The organism is Bifidobacterium thermacidophilum subsp. thermacidophilum DSM 15837 (genome assembly GCF_000426425.1).
Lineage (GTDB): Bacteria > Actinomycetota > Actinomycetes > Actinomycetales > Bifidobacteriaceae > Bifidobacterium > Bifidobacterium thermacidophilum.
Genome location: NZ_AUFI01000013.1, coordinates 66519 through 91166, shown reverse-complemented (window position 1 = coordinate 91166; position 24648 = coordinate 66519). Strand labels below are relative to the sequence as shown.

Below are 24648 nucleotides of genomic sequence, written 5' to 3'. Positions count from 1 at the left end.
AACCGACAGCCTGAAATCCTTGATATTCCAAGCTTCTGAAGGACTCGCCCCTGTCCTCGCCACGTCGAGAAATCTCAATATCTCGCCAAAACGACCGACGGACACGAGTTGTTCGGACTTCAGACAACCGAAAGCCGTCCGCCTGAAACAATGACAACCGGCAGCCCCCGAGATCAGAATCGGCAGGAAAGAGAAAACCCCGGGACTATTCCCAGGGTTTGAACGTGCGCCAGACAGGATTCGAACCTGCAACCTGCTGATCCGTAGTCAGCTGCTCTAATCCATTGGGCTACTGGCGCAGTCGCTGCTCACGGGAGATTCATACATCTCCATCGCGGCAACGTTCGCATCATACCCACATTTCGCGATAATCGCAACAGGCGTGTCTAAATGGGACAGCCGGGAGCCCGGGCGCGCGCAACACTGCGGAACACCGTGTACGGCCGCGACAGCGGGCGGGATTCGTCAAGCCGCGCGTGCCGCAGCATACGTAACCGCCGAATGTCTCCACCGCTTTGCCATGGTCGATGGTGGTTCGTCAGGCTGCGTATGCCGTGGGATACACAATCGGGCAAAACCTGACAAGGGATGGCGACAGCCGATAACATCCGCTGAGCTGGGCATGTCCCGGCATGCGTAATACGACGGTCGTCACGGAGCACCGCCGTTCTTCAGTGCATTCCGCGGGGTTGCGTATGTTTGGGCATACGCAACCCGTCGGTCTGCTGCAAGCTATTGGCATCATCTCCGTGGATCTGCGGCGTTGCGTATGCCGCCGCACACGCAACCAGATGGAACGTCTCGGGCAACACCGTTGGCTCTCATACGCCTTGGTTCGCTTTGGTTCCCATGCGGCCTGTTTCCTATGCGCGCGTTTCGCACACGGACGACATGGCACGACACGTGCGGGATGGCGTGATGACGAGATGACCAGATGACGGGACGACGACATCCGCGACTCCGGGAATGTCACCTGAAATGAAAAACCCGCATCGCTCTTGCGATGCGGGTTATCCGTGGAGCTAGGGGGATTCGAACCCCCGACCCCCTCCATGCCATGGAGATGCGCTACCAGCTGCGCCATAGCCCCGGTCGGTCTTCAGTTATCTCGTCCGTTCTTCGCGAACCTCGTATACATTACAACACCATTGGCCGATATCAAAATCGACCACCCATCTCGGCGTGTCGCACTTGATTCCACGACGGCACATCCTCGTCAGGAATACCGCTTGAAGAGTTGCTGTTGGTTGAAATATCGTGCTTCCGGGGCCGCGGTTCAGGGGAGGCAATAGAGTCCGACAGAAATTCTGAAGTCCACTAGAGTTAAAATGTCAATCAATCGAAACCAAAAGCGACGCAGGGGCCAGTAACCGGCAGCCAACAGCGACGACCGCACACCGAACACCACACACCAAGAATCAGCTACACACCAACCAAACAGGAAGGTCCACCGTGATCGCATCCATTATCCAAGCCGTGGCGCTATTCGCCGTGACCAACACCGACGACATCATCGTGCTTGCCTTGTTCTTCGCCCGCGGAGCAAAACAACGCAACACCACGCGAACTATTCTGCTCGGCCAGTATCTCGGATTCTTCGGCATCCTCGTCATCGCCGCGGTCGCCTCATACGGTGCCGTGACCTTGCTTCCTGCCGAAGCAGTCCCCTATTTCGGCCTGATTCCGCTGGCACTGGGCATCAAAGCCGCATGGGACAGCATCCGTGGCGAAGACGATGACGACACCGGCGAAGGCAAAAGCATCACCCTGCCGACAGTCGCAGCGGTCACCTTCGCCAACGGTGGAGACAATATCGGCGTGTACGTGCCGGTATTCGTATCCAACAGCCTCCCGGTGGTCATCGTGTATTGCGTGGTATTCCTTGTTCTGGTCACCGTCCTGGTGCTGCTCGCGCGCTTCATCGCGACCCGACCGGGAATCGGCGAATGGCTCGAGCGTTCGGACCGGTACCTGTTCCCACTTGTGCTCATCGCGCTCGGTGTGGTGATTCTCGTCAAGGGGCACGCGTTCGGCATATGACCGAGCTGATACTCGAACCGGGGCGAATCGTTGCGTCCGACGATAGATAATGCAAGCCACCCAGTCGGCTACTGGCCATCCATCGATTACAAACCGCACAACCACACAACAACAACGGGCGGCACGCAAACGCGTAACCGCCCGCCGGAGATTGCTGTCATCGATATGATCGATTGATTATTTCGTCGCAGTACCAGACCCATCAGTCGAACCGGATGACGACGAACCGGTTCCAGAAGTATCCGAGTCCGTGCCAGTAGTACCCGAATCAGATCCGTCGGTCGTGCCGGAATCAGAAGTCCCACCACCGTTTGAACCCGCCGACGAACCAGAATCTGAGCCCGAGGTTGAGCTCGAGCTGCTCGACGCGCTGGCCGAAGGGGACGCACTCGCGGTCGCGGACGGGGACGGGCTTGCAGTCGACGAGGCTGAGGCGCTGGAGCTTGCGGACGGGGATGGGCTCGCGGTCGCGGACGGCTTGTCGCTTGGCTTCTCGAGCTGATGATCGTCATCACGCCGCGTCTGCGAATCGCTGGGGGTCGGAGTCACCCGCGCATTGCCGACCATGTCACGCACCACGCTATCCGTGCCCTCGCCGCGGGTGACCAGCATGATGACGCCTGCGGTGATACCCACCGCCACCAGCGCACTGACCACGGAGATGATAATCGCCACGCGTTTGGTCTTGCGAGCGCGTTCAGTGTTCGCCGAACCTGACAGGTGCCGGGCGGCCGTCGTCCCGGTCTCGTTGCCGGAAACAATAACGCGCCCCTGATGGTCGTCCGCACCGGTATGAGCATGAGCACCCACGGGCGCACCGGAAATCACACGAGTGGCGTCATCCGCAGGCTGCATCACCGTGGTCGTGTCCGCAGCACCAACCGTGGGCATGGCACGCGTTGCATCGGACTTGGTCTCCCCTTCACCCTGGATATTCCTTGCGTTCGCGGCACTCTGGTCGCCCTGCACGGGCAGCACGGTGGTCTCGTCACTGCTGATCCGACGAGGCTGCCTAGCGGTTTCCCCGCTCGCGCCGTCCGCATCAGCGCTCTGGCCGGTTTGCTCCCCCTCAATCTGCTCGTCATCGCCGCCTTTGACATCCTGGAGTTTTTCCGAAGACGCTTTGAGGATGTTCTGGTACAGCTGCGAGGACACCGCGGATACAATCGAGCCGACAGCCACGCCAATCACCGATCCTGCGATGCCGATTCTGGCCGACAGCAGGAACGAGGTGACCGCCGCGAGCGCACCGGCGAGAAGTTGCGGTACAGAGATTCCCTTGAAAAAGTTCTTCACATTGCTGACTGTATCGGAAAAAGCAGGAACACGCTGGGCGTGGGCTGAAAAATCGCGCCATGCTCACAATGCGGATGCGTGTCGCAAACGGCAGATGTATCGGTTAAGTCGTTGCGCTGTCGTCCCTTCCCGCCGTATACACGGTGCGACGTCGGCTCAGGTTCGTTCAACGGCCGGGCTGTTTGTTCGCGCGTATGGGAATAATAAGCCGGGTGACTTTCAACGACACCTTGACATTTTCTCAATCGTCCGCCGTACTCGATGCACCGGAAGGCCTTCCGGAAGCTGTGTTCTGGGACATGGACGGGACGCTGATCAATTCGGAAGTTTACTGGGCGGCGGCAGAACGGCATGTCATCGAGCTGTATGGCGGCACGTTCAGCGACGAGGTACCGCTGCGTGCGCGCGGCCAGTCCACCCCGCGTCTGCTCCAGATTGTGCAGGAGTACATTCCCGCGCATGTGGACCCCGATACACTGCGCTCCGAAATCATCGGCTATGTGATTGACCGCGAGCGCGAGAAGCCTTGCTGGGCGACCGGTGCGGTCGAGTTGCTTGATGTGCTGTCGCAGGCCGGAATCCCGAACGTGATTGTGTCTGCCTCCCCTCGCGCGATGGTCGACAACATGGCCCGCCAGGCGCCCCAGGGCGCGTTCGTCGGATACGTGTGCGGCGAGGACGGCCTGCCCGCGAAGCCGGATCCGGCACCGTACTTGCGCGCCGCAGAAATCGTGGGCACTGACCCTGCCAACTGCCTGGTGTTCGAGGACTCCCCTGTCGGTTTGCAGTCAGGCGGCGCGAGCGGCGCGACCGTCGTCGCAATCACCGGGTTCACGCCCGAAGGCGTGGTCTTCGACGGCCCTCAGGTGACCAATATCAAGGATTATGTGGGACTTGGCCTCGACGATCTGGCGAATTTCATGGAGCTCGGTTCACTCGTGAAGTGATTGCCGGGAATACCGGTCCCACGCATCAATATGACTTGGATACGACTTGGCTGCCTCGCGTTCCGGTAGGGTGCCGCCGCTGAGTACGCCACGGTATTGGATTCGCACAGCAACCGGGAAGGCTGCCGATCTTCTGTCGACACCGGGAGTTGCTTCAGCGTCGGCAGAAGGTTGGTGTTCTGCTTCTACCGACGCTGAAGCGTCCCTCAGTGTCGGTAGAAGGTCACACGCGCAACACACTGTAGGGTTTGTTTCCCGCACCGCTGATATGCGAGTCCCGTCTAACGTGGCCAGTTTCGGAAACAGCCGCAAAGACCGACGGCAGGATCATTCGCGTTTGGTGACCACGGACATAATGACCGCCGCGAAAATCAGTGAGAAACCCACGATTGAGGTCCAGCCGATTGCTTCGCCCCAGAACATCGCGGAGAATGCGACGGCGAACAGGCTTTCCGTGCACATGATGATGGCCGCGCTCGACGGCGGCACGTGCGCCAGACCGATATTCTGCATGATCTGCGCCATCGTGGTCGCTCCGATCAGCAGATACAGGAAACTCATGATGACATCGGGCGCAAGCCATGACGCGTTCGGAAGCGGTTCAGTCAGCAGCGCGCCAATCAGGAAGAACACGTCGGCGACGGCGAATTGCATGAAAGTGACGGCAATCGGATGGAAGTGCTGGGTGTAGCGCCCCAGGAAGGTGAGATTAAACGAGAAAATCACCGCGTTCGCGATGGTCATCCAGTCGCCTTGGCTGAGCGCAAGCGAGCCTGATCCGGGTTTAAGGGCGACGAAGCCCACGCCGGTCAGGCAGATGATTGCGGCGACAAGATTGATCAGTTTAGGGCGCTGTTTGGCGACCAGCCATGCGGCGAACGGGGTGAGCACGCAATACGAGGCGGTCAGGAAGGCGCTGCGGCCAGGATCAATGGTTTTCAGGCCTTCGGTCTGCATGACCATCGTGCCGTAGTAGGTGATGCCCACAACCAGCGCGGGAATGATGATCTCGCGGGTGAGCGCGGGAATGATTACCCGGTGGAACAGGACGAACATAATCAAGCAGGAGCCGGTCATACGCATAGCCATGAGCCATTGGGGCGTAATGGCACTCATCGCTACCTTCGCGACCAGATAGCTGCCACCCCACAGGGCGGCACAGCACAACAGCATGACACGCGCAAGGTTCGGTGGGAAGGTACGTGACATACGGCTGCGGAATTCCTGAAAGCGGCTGCGTGCACGCATATGTCTCTTCTCCTTAGCCTCGAGGGCTTCGATGCTCGGCATGATGATTCCGGCGTGGGTGTGCTGGCCATCGTCGGTTTCGCCGTACTCACGATAGCCACCGCGCGGAAAGAACACGCCCGGAAGTCATCCGATTTTTCACAAGGTTCACCTCGTTGAAATCTCACGCCGCCGTTTGAAGCGGGGCGTCTCGGCAATGTCGAACGGGTCCAGCCGACGACGACCTGTGTCGACTCGAAGGTCTCGAAGCCAGCGGCGAAACCCTCGTGAGATACCTCACAATCCGCGGTGTCATACCTGCAATGCCCCGGGAACTGCCGTAAGCTGGTATCATAGGTTCGTACAAGCGCCGACGACCCGGTCGGCAGCCGCTATGCGGCGGCGCACAAGGCGCCCGAACGGCACACGCAGACCAGTACCATGAACCACAAGCGAAAGGAACATCATGGCCACCATCACCCCGGAAATGAAGGAATTCATCGCCAACCACCTGCCTTGGGTGGCAACCATCAGCAAGGACGGACAGCTCAACATCGGCCCGAAGATGTCCACCTTCGTGCTTGATGACCATCACATCGCCTACCACGAGCGTACCGCCCGCCAGCATTACCAGAATCTGCTGGACGGCAGCGAGCTGGTCATCGGCGTCGCGGACCTGGAGACCAAGACCGGCTACCGGTTCCGCGGCAAGGTGACGCTGCACAGTGATGACGCGATCTATGAGGAGCAGGTCAAGGTCGCGGAGCGCAACGGCACCAAGAAGCCGGCGGTCGTGCCGGTGCTGGAGGTCACCGAAATCGACGACCTGACCATGGGCGCGAAGGCCGGCACGGTCATCGAAAAGGACTGAAAAGGACTGAACGCGGGCAAGAACGCGAGCGGCGGCATGACGGAAACCCGTCTGCCGCCGCTTTTTGTTGTTTTATCTTCTGCCGCAGCCCCGCTATCGGCCCGTATAGCGGCGGATGTCAACCGGCACGTGCATCCCGCCAAGGGTGCCTGGATGTTCATCCCATACGCCGGGAATAATCGCCCCGCAATCAGGGCATGTCCCGTCGGCGGTCAGCCGGTATCCGGTGATGTCGTACCAGTCGCGCTCAATCAACCTCGCCCCGCAAGACGGGCAGTATGTGGTGCCGCCGTCGCGGTCCGACACGTTGCCCGTATACACGTAGTGCAATCCCTCTTGTAGCGCAATCCGGCGTGCGTGCAAGAGCCGCTCCTTGGGTGTCGGGGGCACGTCACGCATGCGGTAGTCGGGATGGAATGCGCTGAAATGCAGGGGCACATCGCGTCCGCAATGTTCACGCAGCCATGCGCATTCGGCGTGCAAAGTCCCGTCGTCATCGTTATGACCGGGAATGAGCAATGTCGTCAATTCCACCCAGGTGTCCGTGCCGTTGACCGCGTAGTCGATTGTCGCCAGCACATCGGCCAGGTGCGTGCCGGTGTCATGCCAGTAGAAATCCTCGGTGAAGCCTTTCAAATCGATGTTCGCCGCATCCATGTACCGGTAGAATTCAGGCCGCGCGCAGGCGGACATGTACCCCGCCGTGACCGCGACTGTGCCGATGCCATGGTCACGGCAGGCGTGGGCGGTGTCGATGGCGTATTCGGCGAACACGATGGAATCGTTGTATGTGAACGCGACAGACGACGCGCCGCACCCCTTCGCCGCGTACACGATGTCATCGGGCTGAGCATCGACTGCGTAAGTGTCCCAGATACGGGACCGCGAAATATCCCAGTTCTGGCAGAACCGGCAGCCGCTGTTGCATCCGGCGGTGCCGAAGCTCAAGATTGCGGTGCCAGGATGCCAATGATTGAGCGGCTTTTTCTCCACCGGGTCCAACGCGAATCCCGAACTGCGTCCATACGTGTCCAGCATGATGACACCGTTATGGTTGGAACGCACGAAACAGAAGCCCCGCTGACCGTCGCGCAGCTTGCATCCGCGCGGGCACAAGTCGCATTGCACACGGCCGTCCTCCAGACGATGCTGCCATCTGCCGATCGCCGGATCGCCGGGAACTGGACCCGTCGTCACCTCGCGTCCGCCGTCCGGGCGCGGGGACGGCGCCTCATAGGTGTGCGGAAACGGGCTGGTCGGTTGGAATCCCCCACGCATCGATGCCGCGACCTCGTCCGGGTGGGGCTGATCGAGCGGCTGCCCGGCATCCGTGGATCCGTGTGATAGCTGTGATTCGCGCTCATGCATGGTGGTTCCTTTCCTTGCCGGTAGCATCGGTGTCGGCTGCGTTGGCTGCGTTGGGGGCGGCGGCACCGGCGGCATCTGTGTCAGTCTCCGACGTGCTGATTCGCGTGTCCTGTATTCCCTTCTCATCGTAGGCACTGACGGTGTACGTCCATGCCGCGAAACGCGCATCATTCCACGTGGTGTCCGCGCGCAAGCCCGCTTTGGCCAGCAGATGACCAACGAAATCATGCGGATGCGGCAATTGATCCCACACCTGCGGCAGGAACGTGGCCCGGTGCCCGCGCCCGTCATCGATGACCAATCCGTCACGCCGGGGCACAAGCGAGGCTTCCAGCTGCGCACGCGAGGTCACAGGCAACGCCCGCTTCGGGGACAGGACGGACACTTCGATGCTGATGGAGGGATATTCCCACGGTTCCACCGGGCGGAAGCGCGGGTCATGGCAGGCGGCGTCCACGGTATGACAGGCGACATCCTCGCCCAACGGACGGGTCGGCTCAAGCGATCCGATGCACCCACGCAAATCGCCTTGCTCGCGCAAGGTGACGAAACAGGCGCCGTCATGCTTCAGCCACGGGTGGATTTCGCTTGTTTCCGCTGCGGTCGGTTCGTCGGTATCGATGCCGCAATAGCTGGCGAGCACCGCCCGTGCGAGGCGAGGCAATACTTCCGCGGCTTCCTGCGGCAAGGATTCTTGCTGATTCTGCGGGTCTGTGCAGGCATTGACGGTATTGCGGGCACAGCTGTCCGCATTGCGGGCGGCATGACCGCTGTGCTCGCAATCACCATCGTTCTCGCGGTCTTCACCGTCGCCGTCATTGTCACCCTCCCACACGCCGAAAGAAGCGTAGCCGACAACCGCCTGATCGGGGTCGGCCATGTCCGGGCGGCGCATCGGCAATCCCGAATCCGCGAGCGCCAGCACTCCCCCGTCGCCTGATGTTGAGCAGCCGAGCGGCCTGATGGTAAGGCCGCGACGCCGGCACACGTCAATCAGCCCGTTAATCGGGTAGGCGCCGCAGGCGTAATCGGGCACAATCGGCAGAATTCCGCCGGCAATGCGCGCAATCGTGTCATCGTCAAGCTGGCGCGCCACGTGTTCTGGATGGTAGTGGGATAGGTCCGAGCTGATGATGACGACGGTCGCGGGGTCCGTCCAGAACCGGTCAATTAGTGCACCAAGCTCGCCGGGCGTGGTGTCCCCCGCGTTAAGCGGGATGATGCTGGTCTGCGGGCCGAGGACACGTTGAATCCAAGGGATATGTACTTCGACGGCATGTTCGCGCCGGTGGGTGTCATCGTTGACGATGAAGCCGGGGGTATCGGCGTCGAGCGCGGCGCATTCGGCTTCGGTGTCAAGGGGCACCGTGCCGAGCGGGGTACGCCATGAACCGGCGGTGCAGCATGCGGTGCCGTATACCGGCACGCGGTGAGTGGGGCCGATGATGACGGCACGGCGGATTTGTCCACGGCCGCGTGCAAGCAGACTGTAGGCGAGTGCCGCGGTGGTGCCGGAGTATACGTACCCGGCATGGGGTGCGATGACGGCTTTCGGGGCTCCTTCAGGCAAGCGGCTGAGCAGATTGTGATGGTGGCCGAGCAAGGTGCGCGCATAGTCAAGTTGGCGGTCGATGATACCGCGTAGCGCGTCCGAATCGGCCGGGTAGAACGTTCCGGCGACGGCGGGTTGGCGGATCGCCCCCTGCCAGATCGGGTTCGTGCACGTCGGTATGCGCGGCTTACGTCGTTCTGTTCCTGCCGCGACGTCGCTGCCGAGCATATGCTCATGTGGTGTGGTCATGGCGATCACCTCTCCCCTTCGATGATAATCGAGTGACGGGCAAGAGATGAACAAGCGGCGAACACAATGCATGGTATGCCCCGCAACCTGGTCGGCACGCGACATGGCTGGGACCGGCGCACGGCAAGCACTGATGCACCGCCGACATCACCACACGGCCTGCAAAGCGACACGGCCGGCACCACCGAACCGTTGCCATGCAAGACGCGCGGATGTTCGGATCCGGTGCGCGCCCATTCACAAACCGTCTACGCTCACGGCGGTCCTGGCGCAACCAGTTTGAGTAACTATTCAAACTATCTACGCTCACGGCCTCCGTTGCGTCACCAGTTTGGGTACGCATACCAACCGGCTACGCCTAACTGCTTCTTGGCGTAGCCAGTTGGTGAGGGAGAGGGGGCTGCGGCGGCAGGATAGATTGCCCAGCAATCAGTGCAGCGTCGGGGCTTCCCACTGGTCCGTGTCCGCAATCGCGGGGCCGTGGTTATACTCGGTCATCCGCCAGCGCACGGTGCCGTCGGGCTGATCAGCCCCGGTCAGACGCGCCCAATGAGCGTTGAACATGGAGGTCATCGCCCCGAAGTCATGATTGCCTTGCGCCATGCCGAGCAAAGTCTGCAAGGTCTGGGAAATCCATGCCCCATGCGAGAAGACGAACAGCGTGGTGTCCGGGCCGGCGCGATGCGACCAGTCGTCAATCGCCTCGACGCCACGCTCCCCGACCGCGCCTTTCGGCTCAGCGCCATGCTTGAGCTCTCCGCCCGCGAAATGCCGCCATGACTGGTAGTCCTCGGTGAAATCGCGTTCAAGCTCTTCAAGCCGTAGGCCTTCCCACGCACCGAAACCGCGTTCACGCACCCGTGCATCCGGGTGCACGTCAAGCCCGAGCGGATCAGCGAAGGCGTGCGCGGTTTGCACGGCCCGGCCAAGATCTGAGCAGACGACCAGCTGCTTGGGGATATCCGGACGACCATCGACATACAAATCGTGCAAGGTCTGTGCCGTCTGACGGACCTGCCATTCGCCGACTTCATCGAGCGGGATATCCACCTGACCTTGCAAGCGATGCTGCTCGTTGTAGGCGGTACGGCCATGCCGCACGATGATAATCGACCTGACATGCGGGCCGGTCGGCTGGACGCGACGATGCTCAGGACCTTGGTATTCCCCACCCATACCGGGTGTACGATTCACCATGCTCACTGCTCGTCGGCGTCCGCGGACGCGGGTTCGGACGCGCCAGAGGATTCGGGTGCTTCAGGCAGCTGCAGGTCGATGGCCGGGCAATCCTTCCACAGGCTTTCCAGCCGGTAGAAGCGCCGCTCCTCCTCGTGCATTACATGGATTACGAAATCGCCGAAATCAAGCAGCACCCAGCGGCCTTCCTGCAGGCCTTCGCGCGAGCGCGGCTGCAAATGGCCGCCCTTGGTGTACAGGTCCTTCTCGATTTCCTCAGCGACGGCGAGCACCTGACGTTCGTTGGACGCGGTGACGATCATCATCACGTCGGTGATGGCGATCGGCCCGGTCACATCGAAGGCGACGATATCTGTGCCCTTCATGCGGTCGGCCGCGGCTGCGGCGATGCGGACGGCGTCGATGGAACTTTGCAATGCGGTCATATCAGCGCTCCCAAGCGGGCTTCCAGCCCTCGATATTGTGTTGTGTGTTCTCGGAGTATACCATCGTATCGTCGGGCACGTCGTGACGGACGACAGACCCGGCGCCGGTGGTGACACCATCGCCGACCTCGACCGGCGCGACGAACATGTTGCCGGCACCCACATGGACGTTGGAGCCGATCTTTGTGCGGTTCTTGTGCACCCCGTCGTAGTTGGCGGTAATCGTGCCGCCGCCGATGTTGGTGTGCTCGCCCAGCTGGGCGTCGCCGATGTAGCTCAGATGCGGGACCTTGGTGCCGTTGCCGATATGGGCTTTCTTCATTTCGACGAATGCGCCGGCCTTGGTTTCCTCTCCCAGCTCATTGCCCGGACGCATGTAGGTCCACGGGCCGATATTCGCTGCCCGCCCGACATGCGATTCCTGGACACGGGAACGTTCCACATGCGCTTCGGCGTCGATTCGCGCGTCGATGAGCGTGGTGTACGGACCGACGACCGCGCCTTCGCCGATGGTGGTCGTTCCTTGCAGGAAGCTGCCTGGAAGAATCTGCGCGTCACGTTCGATGCGCACGTCATCATCAATCCAGGTGGTGGGCGGATCAAGGATGGTCACGCCCTGACGCATCCAGTATTCACAGACGCGACGGTTGTGAGCGGCGGCGAGCGCGGCCAGCTGCACGCGGTCGTTGACGCCTTCGACGCTCAAGGGGTCGGGAGCTGCCCACGCCCCCACCCGACCGGTGTGGCGAGCGGTTTCGAGGGCATCAGTCAGATAGAATTCGCCTTGCGCGTTCTGGGAATCAAGCCCGGCAATCGCGGCGGCGAGAACCTTCGCGTCGAACACGTACACGGAGGTGTTGACCTCACGCACGGCCAGTTCGCTGCTGTTGGCGTCCTTCTGTTCGACGATGCGCAGCACGCTGCCGTCGCTGTCGCGGATGATGCGGCCGTACCCGGTCGGGTCGTCGAGCACGGTGGTCAGTACGGTCGCGTCGTTGCCGCTTGTGCGATGGTAGTCAAGCAATCCGGACAAGGTCTTGGTGTCGAGCAGCGGCATGTCGGATGCCGCGATGAGCACGGTGCCGTCGGCCTTGCCTTCGGCGGCAAGCTGGTTCATCGCGCACTGGACTGCACGACCGGTGCCGGGCAGATCGTCTTGGTTGACGATTTCGACGGATTCATTGTAGGAGCGTGCCGCCTCGGCGACACGATCGGCCTGGTAATGGACGACAACGGCGAGGGTTTCCGGATCAAGACCTGCGACGGACGCCATGACCCGCTCAAGGAAGGTCTTGCCCGCGAACGTATGCAGCACCTTCGGCGTGGCGGAACGCATCCGGGTGCCTTCCCCTGCGGCAAGAATGATTGCGGCTGACAATGTCATACGATGAAATCTCCAATTCTTCGTAACGGCGCTGCGCCGGACGGCCATGCGTGAGGCGTCTGACGGCGGCACGCCATGCTTCGAGGATTGTAACCGTCGGGGGCGGACATGGGGGCGTCAGCACAAGCTGTCATCCATGCCTGACTGATGCAGTGCCAAATGCGGAAGCGGCTTTGGTTCCGCTTCTGCCGATGCCTAAGGACAAGTCAGCGTCGGATGCCCACGTTGGCAGATACCCCGAAACTGTCTACGCTGGCAGTCCTCTCAGCGTAGACAGTTTGTAGGGAGTGTGGGAAGGGTGGTGGTGAAAGCAAAACACATGAGACCGCTGGGCCTCGTGCGTTTGTGATGCCGTTGCCGGACCCGGACTCGCGGGCCCAGCCGGCGTGGGTTCCGTGTTTCGTGCGCGGAACCGTTTCGGGTTCCCCCACCTGGACTCGAACCAAGACAAAGGGTTCCAAAGACCCGTGTGCTGCCATTACACCATGGGGGATCGGCGGTTTTCACCGCCAAGTTGCTATTATGCCATACTCTGGCGTTTCGTCAATCCGTCCGCGCGTCTTTCAGCGCCGCCGGACCGACAAACCGCAGAATTCAAGCGAACAGGAAGCCCTGCCCGTGATGCACCGGATAGGTGTCAAAGAGCTCTGCGACCGAGCCGTCCTCGAACACCGCCTTGATAGCGCTGGCGAGCAGCGGTGCGATGGACAGGACCGTCAGGCCGTCCCAGCGCTTCTCCTCCGGAATCGGCACGGTATCGGTGAGCACGACCTCGCGCGCACCGCAGTTCTTGAGCCGTTCGACCGCAGGACCGGACAGCACGCCGTGGGTGGCGACAACGGTCACGGACTTGGCGCCTGCGTCACGCAGCACATGGCATGCACCGGCGATGGTGCCCGCGGTGTCGATCAGATCGTCGACGAGCACGCAATCCTTGCCTTCGACTTCACCGACCACACGGTTGGAGACGACCTGATTCGGCCGGGTGATGTCGCGGGTCTTGTGGATGAAGGCGAGCGGGCCGCCGCCAAGGCGCTGCGCCCACTGCTCCGCCACACGGATACGGCCTGCGTCCGGGGAGACCACGGCGACGTTGTCAAGCTGGTTGGCGAACCGGTCGCGAATGTAATCGACCAAGACCGGCATGGCGATAAGATGATCCACCGGGCCGTCGAAGAAGCCCTGGGACTGGGCCGCATGCAGGTCGACACTCATGATGCGGTCGGCGCCGGCAGTCTTGAGCAGATCGAACATGAGACGGCAGGAGATGGGCTCGCGGCCGCGATGCTTTTTGTCCTGACGCGAGTAGCCCAGCAGCGGGCACACCGCGGTGATGGAGCGGGCGGATGCGCGCTTGAGCGCATCAATCATGATGAGCTGCTCCATGATGGACTTGTTCACGGGGTTGCAGTGGCTCTGCAGCACAAACACGTCGGCGCCACGAACCGATTCGGTGTAGCGCACATACATCTCGCCGTTCGCGAAATCGTATGCCGTGGTTTCCAGCACGTCGATGCCAAGTTGCTTGGCAACATCCTGCGCCAGCCTGGGGTGCGCCCGGCCGGTGACGAGAATGAGGTTTTTATCAGGCTTTCCTTCGAGGATTGCGCTCACCGTGTCTCCAAACGTTGTTCGCTGAAGTGGACGTATTCATAGTAGCCATCCGCATTGACCGGCTCAGGCGGACACGTGCGTGTCCTTGGCGCCGCCGCCGGCAATCCCACGATACAGGCCGTGCTTGCCGATATACTGCACGACGCCGTCAGGCACCAAGTACCACACCGGCTCGCCGTGAGCCGCACGCCGCCGCACGTCGGTTGACGAAATCGCCAATGCCGGAATCTCCAAGGTGTCCACATGACCTTCGCTAAGCAGCTGCGAGGACGGGCTCGTATACCCCGGCCGCGTGACCGCGACGAATTGCGCGAGATCCCACATCTTGTCGGCGTCCTTCCAACGCATAATCTCCGCGACCGCGTCCGCTCCGGTGATGAAGAACAATTCGGCGTCGGGATGCTGTGCGTGGATGTCGCGCAGCGTGTCGATGGTGTAGGTGACCCCGGGACGGTCGATATCGACGCGGGAAACCGTGAACTTTGGGTTCGAGGCGGTGGCTATGACAGTCATGAGGTACCGGTCCTCGGCGTTGGTGACATGCCTGTCCAGTTTGAACACCGGACGTCCGGTCGGCACGAAAATCACCTCGTCGAGGTCGTATACCCATGCGACTTCGGAGGCGGCAACCAAATGCCCGTTGTGGATCGGGTCGAAGGTGCCGCCCATGATGCCGATACGCGGCCGGCTATGCCAATTGCCACGCGCGGACCTGCGTGAGGATGATCCTGGCACGTCAATCTGCGGGCGTTGCAGCAGGTCGGACATACGCCGGCCCGCATCGGACTGGCCGGGCGCCGGCATGCTCGTCCCGGATGCGCTGCCGGTCATGCCTTGTCTCCGTGGTGTTCGCCGTGATGGCCCGCATGTTGCTGACCGGCCTGTTCAGGTTGCCCGGAACGATTGGCATGCTCGGCATGCTCGGCGATCTGGCGCTGCTGCTTGTCGGCGTCCTCGGTCTGTTCCTCGATTTGTTCGGCGGTCGGATCGGGCTCCTTGGGATCGATCTTGCCCATATCCTCGTCCCATTCCTGCTGGACGACCCGCCGGATCTCCGCGAAGGTGGGCAACAGGAAATCAGGCTGATACAGGCGCCGGATCTCCGCCACCCGTTCGGTGATGCGGATCAGCGTATCCGTCATCCCGTCGATATCCCCGTCGCGCTCCATGGCGGCGTACTTGCGGATGTGGTCTTCCATGACGCGCATATGCTCGGCGACCTGCGCCTGCTGTTGCTCGTCGAGGTCGACCACGTCAGGCGCATCATTCTCCGGCCACCCGATGAGCACCGCATCCGCGTATTCCAACGACGCCCGCTGGGCGGCGGTGGCGATACCGTCCTCAATCTGCACGAGGAACACATACCTCACGGTACTCAGCCGTTCCGCCGCAACCCGCAGGGCGAGCTTAGGGTCGTCCAGATCGATGCCGCGGTCTCGCGCCAATGCTTCATTCACTGCCACTTGTGTCACCTTCGTTTCCTTCACGGTTCCTGCGAACCGCCCCTGATGCCGTCATACCGGGATGCCGGGATGTATCGCCAACGCCCCTTTCAGTGCGGTGCCGCGAATTACCGGCGTACCTGCCCGGTGCCGTAGCCAATCCACTTGGTGGTGGTCATCTCCTGCAAGCCCATCGGGCCGCGCGCGTGCATCTTCTGCGTAGAAATGCCAAGTTCGGCGCCGAAACCGAAGACGCCACCGTCGGTGAACCTCGTGGAGGCGTTGACCATGACCACGGCGGAATCCACGAGCCGGGTGAACCGCTCGATTGCGGAATAGTCCTCGGCAATAATCGATTCGGTGTGCCCTGTCGAATGCATGTTGATATGCCCGATCGCCTCGTCCAGCGAATCGACGACCTTGACACCCATTTTCAGCGCGAGATATTCGGTGTCCCAATCCTGTTCGTCCGCCTGTTCGAGGTCGATGCCCTCGATGCCGGCGGCGTCGATGATGCCATAGGCTCGCTCGTCGGCGCGCAGCACCACATTCGCCTCGGCGAGCGCCTGCGCGGCAAGGGGCAGGAATGTTTCGGCGACATCGCGGTGCACGAGCAGCTTCTCCGCCGCATTGCAGACCCCGACACGCTGGGTTTTCGCGTTAAGGATGATAGGAATGGCCTTGTTGAGATCTCCGGAACGGTCGACGTAGATGTGGACGTTGCCGGCGCCAGTTTCAATGACCGGGACTTTGGAGTTGCGTACCACGGCCTGGATGAGGCCGGCCCCGCCACGCGGGATGAGCACATCGATATGGCCGCGCGCCTCCATCATCGCGGTAGCGCCCTGGCGGCCGTAGGCGTCGACCGTGGCAACAAGCGCCTGGTCGAACCTGTGTTCGGCGATGGTCTCGCGGATGACACGCAATGTGGCCGCATTGGTGCGTTCGGCTGCATGGCCACCGCGCAGGATGGCGGCGTTGCCCGATTTGAGGCACAGCGAGGCGACATCGACCGTCACATTGGGCCGGGCCTCGTAAATCATGCCGATGACGCCGATGGGCACGCGTACCTGGTTGAGGCGCAGCCCGTTGGGCAGGTTGTACCCGCGCACGACTTGCCCGACCGGATCGGGCAGCGTGGCGACATGCCGGACGCCTTGCGCGCTGGCGGCGATGCGGTCCACGTCGAAACGCAGGCGGTCGAGTTTTCCTTCATCCATGCCGGATTCGAAGGCTTCCTGCATGTCCTGCGCGTTGGCGGCGGCGATGTCGTCGGCATGCGCGTCGAGGGCGTCGGCGATGGCGAGCAGCAGCTCGTTCTTCGCTTCCGTGTCGGCTTGTTCGAGCGTACGCTGGGCCCGGGCGGCGGCGTCGGCCATCATGCATACGGCGCTGAAGACCTGCGCGTCGACGCGCCCGGCCTGCCCGCTGTCTTCTTGGTTCGTCATAGCCAAAACAGTAGCGCACACCGCGGGCATCGTGCTGATTTCGCTCACACGGCGGGTCAATTATTCCAAAGGATGACGGCGGCGGGCCGACACGGCGTCCTTAACGGTGCCGACGACGGTGTCCATATCGGGGAACGGCGACGCCGACATGCCCATGGTTCCCGGTAGAATACCGCCCATAAGATCCACTTAACTTTGCAAGGATGATTCGTGATCACGTTCCATAGCACCCGCAGCACCACCGATTCACTCACTTCCAAGCAGGCCATCCGCAAGGGCATCGCCGACGACGGCGGCCTGTTCGTCACCGACGCGCTCGGCGACACGCAGATCGACGTCGCGTCCCTTGCCGGCAAGTCCTACCAGCAGATCGCCCAGGAGGTGCTGGGCGCGCTGCTGCCGGATTTCACCGATGACGAGCTGGCGCAATGTGTGCGCGACGCCTACGGCGAACAATGGTCGGATCCGGCGATCACACCGCTCAAGCCCTTGGGCGACGATTACATCCTCGAACTGTTCAACGGCCCGACGTCCGCGTTCAAGGACGTCGCTCTGCAGATTCTTCCCCGTTTTATGGCGCATACCGCCCCGACCGGCGATCCGAACGAGAAAATCATGATCCTCACGGCCACCTCGGGCGACACGGGCAAGGCCGCGCTGGCCGGGTTCGCCGACGTGCCGGGCACGGGCATCACCGTGTTCTACCCGGAAGGCAAGGTCAGCCAGGTCCAGCAGCTGCAGATGACCACGCAGGCGGGCGCGAACGTGAACGTGTGCGCGGTGCGCGGCAATTTCGATGACGCACAGAGTGCCGTCAAGCGTATCTTCGGCGACCATGAGCTCGCCAAGCGCATCGACGACCAGGCGAATGTGGTGCTTTCCTCGGCCAACTCCATCAACGTGGGCCGTCTGGTGCCGCAGGTCGTCTACTATTTCTCCGCGTACGCGCAGTTGCTCGAACGTCAGGTCATCAACGCGGGCGACGAAGTCGAGTTCTGCGTGCCGACCGGCAACTTCGGTGACATCCTCGCCGGCTATTACGCGAAGATGCTCGGTCTGCCGGTCAAGCACCTGGTGGTCGCCAGCGACAAGAACAACGTGCTGTTCGATTTCCTGACCTCCGGCACTTACAACCGCAAGCGCCCGTTCTTCCAGACGATCAGCCCCTCGATGGACATCCTGATTTCCTCGAACCTCGAACGCATGCTGTATTACATGTCAGACAAGGACACGCGCCTCATCCAGATGCTCATGAACGACCTGAACCAGTGGGGTGCCTACGAAGTGCCGGCCGAGCTGCTGACGAAGATCCGGCAGTTGTTCGGTTGCGGCTGGGCCGACGAGGACCAGGTGCGCGCGATGATCGCCGACTGCTGGCAGAAGAACCATTACGTAATCGACCCGCATACGGCCTGCGGCTATTACGTGATGCAGCAGATGCCGCGCGATCCGCTCACCCCGCGCGTGTTGCTGAGCACGGCGAGCCCGTACAAGTTCCCGCGCGTGGTCAACGAGGCGCTGGGCTGGGATGCGTCCGGCTCCGATTTCGATTGCATGGATGTGCTCGCCGAACACAGCGGGACCACCGCCCCGAAGGCGTTGCGCGGTCTGGAGCATGCGGATGTCCGATTCACGGACGTCGTGGACATCGACGGCATGCCCGCCTACGTGGAGCAGGCGGCGGATCGGCTGTAACACGGTCACGATAACAACGGCCAGGGCGTTTTTCGTCCCGGGCCGTTGTTTTTCTTGGCGAGAATGGGATATGGGCGCATCGTCGCGCCGCCGCCGCGACCTCACCGGCTGGGGCATGTGAGCCGATTTGTCCGGTCTCCCCGCACTCTCCTACGGATGAAGCAGCGGAAGACCGCGAGAATCCACGTGACTAGCTGAGGCGCTGCTGTTCGATGTCGGCGTAGATTTCGGCGAGCATCTGTTCGAGTTCCTGCATGGAGATATCCGCACGCTGGGCGGCGGCGCATGCTTCCTCCAAGTTTTCCCGTGTTTTGGTCAGCAGGCGACGGCGCAGCACTTCACCGCTGCGCAACGCCACGAACGTGCCTCTGCCCTGCTCGTTGCGCACGATGCCCTCGCTGGCGAGTTCATCATAGGCGCGAGCGACGGTGAGGACGGACACCCCGAGTTCGGCGGCTAACCTGCGCAGCGACGGCAGGGCCTGTCCTTCGGTGAGCTCGCCTGAATACACCGCCGACCTGATCTGGGTTTTCAGCTGCTCGTATTTCGGCTTGTCTGAATCATCGGATACCGAGAATTTCATGCCGTTCCCTATCATGCGTGTCGTCGGCTTGCGGTGGTGTGCGTATGCGCACACGCAATCGGTGATGTACACACCGCCACAAACTGTTCTACTGTTCTGATAATCAGTATATCACTCAGCAGATGATTCTGAACCCCGGAAGTCGGGTATGCACGGGCTTCACGCCTACAGACGCACCGGGGCATCATTGAAATCGAACATGATGCCGTCAGCTTCATCGCAGATGGTCGGCCAGTCCGCATCGGATGAGTCATCATGCATCGCCCATGCCCGCATGCCGGCAGCCTTCGCGGAGCGGATACCGATCAGAATATCCTCGAACACCGTGCAGTCCTGCGGAGCGACGCCCAAAAGCTGCGCCGCCTTAAGATACACATCCGGCTCCTCCTTGCCGGTGTCACCGACCTCATCGACGCTGCACACAACATCGAAATACTCGTCCAGCCCGGTGTGTCTCATTGCGGCGACGCGCATGCTTGGCAACAGCGTCGTGGCAACCGCGAGTTTGGCCCCGCTTTGCCGCAGATACGCGAGATATTGCAAGGCGTGGGGTTTGGCCTCGACGATGGTCGCATACGCGTGCGTAGCCATTTCGGTCCACTCGTTCATCAGATCTTCCGGCGTGTCGTCCAAGTCGAACCGTTTGATCGTATATTCGGCGATCTGCCGAAACTGCATCGAGGACACGGTCGTCATGTAGTCGTCTGGCACCTCAATGCCGCGTTTGCCGAGGAAATCAATATCAACCTGATCCCACACACCCATGGAATCAAGCAACGTCCCGTCGAGGTCGAAAATTGCCGCCTTGCCGCTGTTGGCACCCATTTGAGGCTCCTTTCGTCAATCCCGCCGCAGCATTACGGCGGGACATACCGCTATTGCTACTCTACACTCGCCGCGAGCAATTCCCGGGCATGGTCGAGTGAAGTTCCCGATTCGCTGCCGGAAAGCATGCGTGCAATCTCCCGTACGCGGTCTTCCCCGTCCACGCGGGTCACAGTGGTGGTGACCCCGGCAGTGCCCGGCTCGTCAGGGGTGTCCGGGGCTGTCGGGCCTTTGCTCACCACGTACTGCTCCTGCGCCCACGAGGCGACCTGCGCCAGATGCGTGACAACGAGGACCTGCGAGGATCGTGCGAGTTTGGCAAGCCTACGCCCGAGTTCCGCCGCGGCCTTGCCGCCGACGCCAGCGTCTACCTCGTCGAAGATGAAGGTCATATCGGCCGCTTCGCCACGCCGCTCCGCGATTGTGAGCTCGAGGGCGAGCATCAGACGGCTCAGTTCGCCGCCTGATGCGCTCGAACCCATCGGCAGCGGTTCGGAACCGGGGAACGGGGTGAACGCGAACATGATGTCGTCCATACCGTGAGCGTCGAGCACCCGGGTAACATCGGCACTGGCACCGGCACCAGCATCCGGACCAGATTCTGTGGCACGCGGAACGACCCGGACCTCAAGCCGGGACCCGCCCATCGCCAGTTCAGCGAGCTCGGCGGTAACGCGCTCACCCAGCTCGCCTGCGGCTTTCACCCTGGCGGCGCTTAGCTCGCGCGCAGCGTCCAAGGCCTTGGCGGCCAGATGATCCCGGTCGGCACGCAGTTGTTCAAGTTTTTCCGGGCTGGCATCGAGATCCTCCACCTCGAACGCGGCCTTGTCTCGCCATGCGATCACGTCGGCGAGCCCAGGCCCCCAGCGCCGTGTCAACTCCCCCAAATCATGGATACGCGTGTTGATGGCGTCAAGATCGCCTTCATCATCATCATCATCGTCATCGGTCTGGCGTGACAACGTGAACACCACGTCCGACAGATCGGCTTCAATCGAATCAAGCCGCTGAGCGAGCTTCTCGTAGGTATCGTCGCCGTCGACGCGGATGGCACGCAGGCTCTGCGCAGCATGCCTAACCAGATCGGTTGCCCCATTCGAATCGCCGTCCGAGTCCAGTTGCGAAGCATCCAATGCGGCGACCGCCCCGTTGATACCCTGTTGAATGGATGCGGCATTCTCGATGCGCGAACGCTTGGCCTTAAGGTCCTCGTCCTCCCCCGGTTGGGGGTCCACCTGGTTAATCCGTTCGATGGATTCGCGCAGATAATCGGCACGCTGCCGGACATCCGCCTGCTGGTGCTCGAGCGCATCCAACCGGTCGTCCATCGCCTTGAGCTCGTTCCACGCCTTGCCGTAAGCCTCCAACAGCGCAGCATCACCAGCGTAGGCGTCAAGCACCTCACGCTGACGGGAGGCAGAAGCGATACGCAGTTGGTCCGCCTGCCCGTGGATGGTCACCAGATGCTCCGACACATGCTGCAGCACAGAACGCGGCACGGTATGCCCCGAAAGCACCGAACGCGACCTGCCAGCCACCGGCACCGTGCGCGACAGGTACAATTCGCCTTCATCCGCGGCGGCATCGACGCCCGCGTTTTTGGCCTGAATGACGGCCGGATTGTCCTCAGCGACCACGAATACGCCTTGTGCCCACGCTTCCTGGGCTCCCGGGCCGACACGCCTCGACTGGGCGGGACCACCGGAAATCAGGCGGATCGCGCTCAGCAGCATGGATTTGCCGGCACCCGTCTCACCGGTGATGGCGGTCATACCCCTCGCAGGTGCGATGCGCGCGTGGTGAATCGGCCCCAGATCGCGTATCTCAAGTTCCTCAAGCATCAGCGGGCATCCTCCCCTGCCGTGTCTTCTCCGGTCGTATGGTGCGTCTGCCGGGTGCGGCTATGCTCACGCCAGCCAACCACTGGAAGGTCAAATTTCGTGACCAACCGTTGGGTGAATGGCACGCCGGACAACCGTGCGAGCCTCAAACGGCTCTTCGATTCGCGCACCTCGACGCGCGTGCCTTTGGGCAATGCCCGCTGACGACGCCCATCACAGCAAATCCAGCCATCCGACGTCGAATTGTCAAGAATGGTCATGGTGAACGACGAGCCGGCCCCGATGATCAAAGGCCTTGCAAACAAGGCGTGCGCGGCGAGCGGAACCAGCTGCAAGGCCTCGACGTTCGGCCAGATGATCGGCCCGCCGGCGGAGAATGCGTAGGCCGTGGAACCGGTCGGCGTGGAGACGATGACGCCATCGCAGCCGAACGAGCTCATCTCCACGTCATCGACGCGGATGGACAGCTCAACCATTTTGCCCCGGTCGGAACGTTCAAGCGTGATATCGTTAAGCGCCCAATCGCTCAGCGGCCTGTCCGCCCCCGGAAGCCACACATCGACATGCGCGATCATGCGTTCGTCGATGGAATAGTCATGGGCGGCGACACGCTGAATCGCGTCGCTCATCTGGAAGCTTTCGAATTCCGCGAGGAAGCCGACATGTCCGAGGTTCACGCCGAGAATCGGCACTTTCGTGCAATGTACGAGTTCCGCGGCGCGCAGGATGGTCCCGTCTCCGCCGAGGACGACGACGATTTCGGTATCGTCGTCGATCTGAGTGGTCGGTTCCGCGAATCCCGGGGCTTCGACATTGTCGATGATCAAAACCTCGAACCCAGCGCCACGCAATTGGTCCACCGCCTCGGAAACCACAGTGCCGCTTTGACGCAACCTGGTATGCGTCACGACAACAGCACGCCGCTGCAAAGCCATACGCCGCCCTTTCAACCTCGAACACGGGTCCGCCACCGGTGGGCGCGCCCGTCCTACTGCTCCATCCTAGCTGAACTTCATCTAGAATAGCGGCTGAGCCCATGTATCGGCACGCGTAAGGAGCGCAGAAAATGTCGAACCTCGTCCTCGACGAGTCTTCCATGAACCGCGAAGCCTCGCGCGGTTACAGCTGGTGGTTCTCCGGCGACGCGTTCGAACGTCAGGCTGCGCAGGACCGCCGTCCGCCGCGCCGCAACCTCTCGGCGAAACTGTGGTCGCACCCCGGTCGGCTGACCATCCTGTACTTCTTTGCGCTGATCGCGCTGGCCACGGTCCTGCTGGAACTGCCCATCAGCGCCCATAACCGCATGGTGACTGATCCTGTGGTCGCGTTTTTCACCGCGGTTTCAGCCGCTTCGACATGCGGCATCCAAGCGGTCAACACCACCACCCACTGGTCGCTGTTCGGGCAGGCGGTCATTCTGCTGGTGGTCCAGTTCGGAGGCCTCGGTGTCATGACCTTCGCGTCCCTGATTGCTTTGGCGGTCAACAAGCATATCAAGGCATCGCAGCGCATGCTCACCGCCACGGAACTCGGCGCGACCAAGCTGAGCGAGACAAAAGGCGTACTCAACGCGGTCCTCGTGACCACCCTGCTCATCGAGGTCATCACCTTCCTTGCCTTGTTCCCCGGACTGTTGCACGTCAATCACGGCAATGTGCGGCACGCCTTGTGGGAAGCGCTGTTCTTCGCGGTGATCTCATACAACAACGCAGGCTTCACGCCCGATGGCGCGGGTTTGCATGTCAACAGCTGGGGTGTCGGCCTTCCGGTGCTGCTCAGCGCGTTCTGCGGCACGCTCGGCTTCCCGGTGCTGCTCAACCTCATGCGCGCCGCGCGCAAGCACACGCCGCCGAAACGCTGGACTCTGCACACCAAAATCACGCTGATCGGTACCTTCTGCATGGTGGCGGTCTCGCTGCTATGGTTCCGGTGCGTCGAGTGGAACAACCACATCCTGTTCTCACACGCCGACCTGCAAACGCGGCTGCGATACGCGCTCACTGCGGCGGTCATGCCCCGCACCTCCGGGTTCGACCCCTCGTGGGTGCCGGATGTGAGCGATCCGACGAAAGTGTTCATGAGCGCGGTCATGTTCATCGGTGGCGGCAGCACCTCCACCGCCGGCGGCATCCGTGTGACGACCTTCGCCGTGGTGTTGCTCGTATGCCGGGCGGCGTTCCGCGGCAAGCGCGATGTCACAGTTTTCCACAAGCGCATCAACGAGCGCACAACGATGACCGCGGTGAGTATCATGACCACATGTCTAATACTGGTGTTCACGGTGTCGCTGGCATTGATGGCGGTGTCCGGCTGCTCGTTGAGCAACGCTCTGTTCGACACCTGCTCGGCCTTCGGACTGGGCGGATACACGGTCGGCGTCGCCGACCAGAGCGACCCGGCGGCGTTACTGTTGCTCACCATGACGATGATCATCGGGAGGATCGGGCCGATGACCATCGCGTATGCGATCAACCGGCCGTCCGAGGCTCAGGCGGTGCGCTTCCCCGAAGAGCCGCTTATCGTGGGCTGAATACCCGTGCGGGTATACTGTCGGGCAGTGTGGCGCAGCCGTGGAAGGCGACGGCTGGCGAGTGAAAACGTCGGATATGTCGGCGCATCAGGAAGTGCCGTATGCGCCGGATGT

Annotated in this window: 20 protein-coding genes and 3 tRNA genes; 5 read left to right on the top strand and 18 right to left on the bottom strand. The window is 61.8% G+C overall.

What is annotated here, in order from left to right; all coding sequences use genetic code 11:
- Window positions 1-225 precede the first annotated feature (225 nt).
- Window positions 226-299: transfer RNA gene (locus tag K315_RS0108585), tRNA-Arg, on the bottom strand.
- A gap of 718 nt (window positions 300-1017) precedes the next feature.
- A tRNA-Ala gene (locus K315_RS0108580) sits at window positions 1018-1090 on the bottom strand.
- Window positions 1091-1452: 362 nt separating this feature from the next.
- Here K315_RS0108580 and K315_RS0108575 point away from each other — a divergent pair.
- Entirely contained in the window at window positions 1453-2040 is a 588-nt protein-coding gene (locus K315_RS0108575; RefSeq protein WP_029577080.1) for a cadmium resistance transporter, read from the top strand.
- A 177-nt stretch (window positions 2041-2217) separates the two neighbouring features.
- Here the strand turns inward: K315_RS0108575 and K315_RS0108570 are convergent, their stop codons facing one another.
- Window positions 2218-3336 (bottom strand): hypothetical protein, encoded by a 1119-nt coding sequence (locus tag K315_RS0108570; protein ID WP_029577079.1) that lies wholly within the window; start codon window positions 3334-3336, stop codon window positions 2218-2220.
- A 230-nt stretch (window positions 3337-3566) separates the two neighbouring features.
- Here K315_RS0108570 and K315_RS0108565 point away from each other — a divergent pair, with 230 nt between their 5' ends.
- Window positions 3567-4283: an HAD family hydrolase gene (locus K315_RS0108565; protein ID WP_211219736.1), complete on the top strand. Its 717-nt coding sequence runs from the start codon at window positions 3567-3569 to the stop codon at window positions 4281-4283.
- A gap of 327 nt (window positions 4284-4610) precedes the next feature.
- On the opposite strand, the gene K315_RS09790 is transcribed toward K315_RS0108565, so the two are convergent.
- Complete coding sequence (locus K315_RS09790; protein WP_081666471.1) at window positions 4611-5531, bottom strand: DMT family transporter; 921 nt, start codon at window positions 5529-5531, stop codon at window positions 4611-4613.
- A gap of 445 nt (window positions 5532-5976) precedes the next feature.
- On the opposite strand from K315_RS09790, the gene K315_RS0108555 reads away from it, so the two are divergent.
- The gene (locus K315_RS0108555; RefSeq protein WP_029577077.1) at window positions 5977-6381 is read left to right on the top strand and encodes a pyridoxamine 5'-phosphate oxidase family protein; all 405 of its coding nucleotides are present in this window, start codon (window positions 5977-5979) and stop codon (window positions 6379-6381) included.
- A 93-nt stretch (window positions 6382-6474) separates the two neighbouring features.
- Here the strand turns inward: K315_RS0108555 and amrS are convergent, their stop codons facing one another.
- The 10 genes from amrS to K315_RS0108505 all read right to left on the bottom strand — a co-directional run bounded on the left by amrS (window position 6475) and on the right by K315_RS0108505 (window position 17060).
- Window positions 6475-7749, bottom strand: coding sequence for an AmmeMemoRadiSam system radical SAM enzyme (gene amrS, locus K315_RS0108550; protein WP_029577076.1), 1275 nt, complete (start codon window positions 7747-7749; stop codon window positions 6475-6477).
- Complete coding sequence (gene amrB / locus K315_RS10550; protein WP_052316577.1) at window positions 7742-9550, bottom strand: AmmeMemoRadiSam system protein B; 1809 nt, start codon at window positions 9548-9550, stop codon at window positions 7742-7744. The genes amrS and amrB overlap by 8 nt, the downstream gene beginning before the upstream one ends.
- Before the next feature lie 429 nt (window positions 9551-9979).
- Entirely contained in the window at window positions 9980-10726 is a 747-nt protein-coding gene (locus tag K315_RS0108540; protein WP_029577074.1) for a histidine phosphatase family protein, read from the bottom strand.
- 23 nt (window positions 10727-10749) lie between these two features.
- Window positions 10750-11172: a ribosome silencing factor gene (rsfS, locus tag K315_RS0108535; RefSeq protein WP_015451250.1), complete on the bottom strand. Its 423-nt coding sequence runs from the start codon at window positions 11170-11172 to the stop codon at window positions 10750-10752.
- A 1-nt stretch (window position 11173) separates the two neighbouring features.
- Complete coding sequence (gene glmU, locus K315_RS0108530; protein ID WP_029577073.1) at window positions 11174-12556, bottom strand: bifunctional UDP-N-acetylglucosamine diphosphorylase/glucosamine-1-phosphate N-acetyltransferase GlmU; 1383 nt, start codon at window positions 12554-12556, stop codon at window positions 11174-11176.
- A gap of 422 nt (window positions 12557-12978) precedes the next feature.
- A tRNA-Gln gene (locus K315_RS0108525) sits at window positions 12979-13049 on the bottom strand.
- Between the two features lie 101 nt (window positions 13050-13150).
- On the bottom strand, window positions 13151-14170 hold the full coding sequence (locus K315_RS0108520) for a ribose-phosphate diphosphokinase (protein WP_015451252.1): 1020 nt from the start codon (window positions 14168-14170) through the stop codon (window positions 13151-13153).
- Between the two features lie 63 nt (window positions 14171-14233).
- Window positions 14234-15001, bottom strand: coding sequence for a nicotinate-nucleotide adenylyltransferase (nadD, locus tag K315_RS0108515; protein ID WP_029577072.1), 768 nt, complete (start codon window positions 14999-15001; stop codon window positions 14234-14236).
- The gene (locus K315_RS0108510) at window positions 14998-15642 is read right to left on the bottom strand and encodes a hypothetical protein (RefSeq protein ID WP_029577071.1); all 645 of its coding nucleotides are present in this window, start codon (window positions 15640-15642) and stop codon (window positions 14998-15000) included. Before K315_RS0108510 ends, nadD begins: the two co-directional genes overlap by 4 nt.
- 98 nt (window positions 15643-15740) lie before the next feature.
- Complete coding sequence (locus K315_RS0108505) at window positions 15741-17060, bottom strand: glutamate-5-semialdehyde dehydrogenase (protein WP_029577070.1); 1320 nt, start codon at window positions 17058-17060, stop codon at window positions 15741-15743.
- Between the two features lie 210 nt (window positions 17061-17270).
- On the opposite strand from K315_RS0108505, the gene thrC reads away from it, so the two are divergent.
- Window positions 17271-18755 (top strand): threonine synthase, encoded by a 1485-nt coding sequence (gene thrC, locus K315_RS0108495; RefSeq protein WP_029577069.1) that lies wholly within the window; start codon window positions 17271-17273, stop codon window positions 18753-18755.
- Window positions 18756-18945: 190 nt separating this feature from the next.
- Here the strand turns inward: thrC and K315_RS0108490 are convergent, their stop codons facing one another.
- From K315_RS0108490 to K315_RS0108475, 4 genes are all read right to left on the bottom strand, one after another.
- Entirely contained in the window at window positions 18946-19338 is a 393-nt protein-coding gene (locus tag K315_RS0108490; protein WP_029577068.1) for a GntR family transcriptional regulator, read from the bottom strand.
- A 165-nt stretch (window positions 19339-19503) separates the two neighbouring features.
- Complete coding sequence (locus K315_RS0108485) at window positions 19504-20163, bottom strand: HAD family hydrolase (RefSeq protein WP_029577067.1); 660 nt, start codon at window positions 20161-20163, stop codon at window positions 19504-19506.
- A gap of 56 nt (window positions 20164-20219) precedes the next feature.
- Window positions 20220-22004 (bottom strand): DNA repair protein RecN, encoded by a 1785-nt coding sequence (gene recN / locus K315_RS0108480; protein WP_029577066.1) that lies wholly within the window; start codon window positions 22002-22004, stop codon window positions 20220-20222.
- Entirely contained in the window at window positions 22004-22939 is a 936-nt protein-coding gene (locus K315_RS0108475) for an NAD kinase (protein WP_029577065.1), read from the bottom strand. The genes recN and K315_RS0108475 overlap by 1 nt, the downstream gene beginning before the upstream one ends.
- Before the next feature lie 131 nt (window positions 22940-23070).
- Here K315_RS0108475 and K315_RS0108470 point away from each other — a divergent pair, with 131 nt between their 5' ends.
- Window positions 23071-24534, top strand: a complete 1464-nt coding sequence (locus K315_RS0108470) for a TrkH family potassium uptake protein (protein WP_029577064.1) — start codon at window positions 23071-23073, stop codon at window positions 24532-24534.
- Window positions 24535-24648 lie beyond the last annotated feature (114 nt).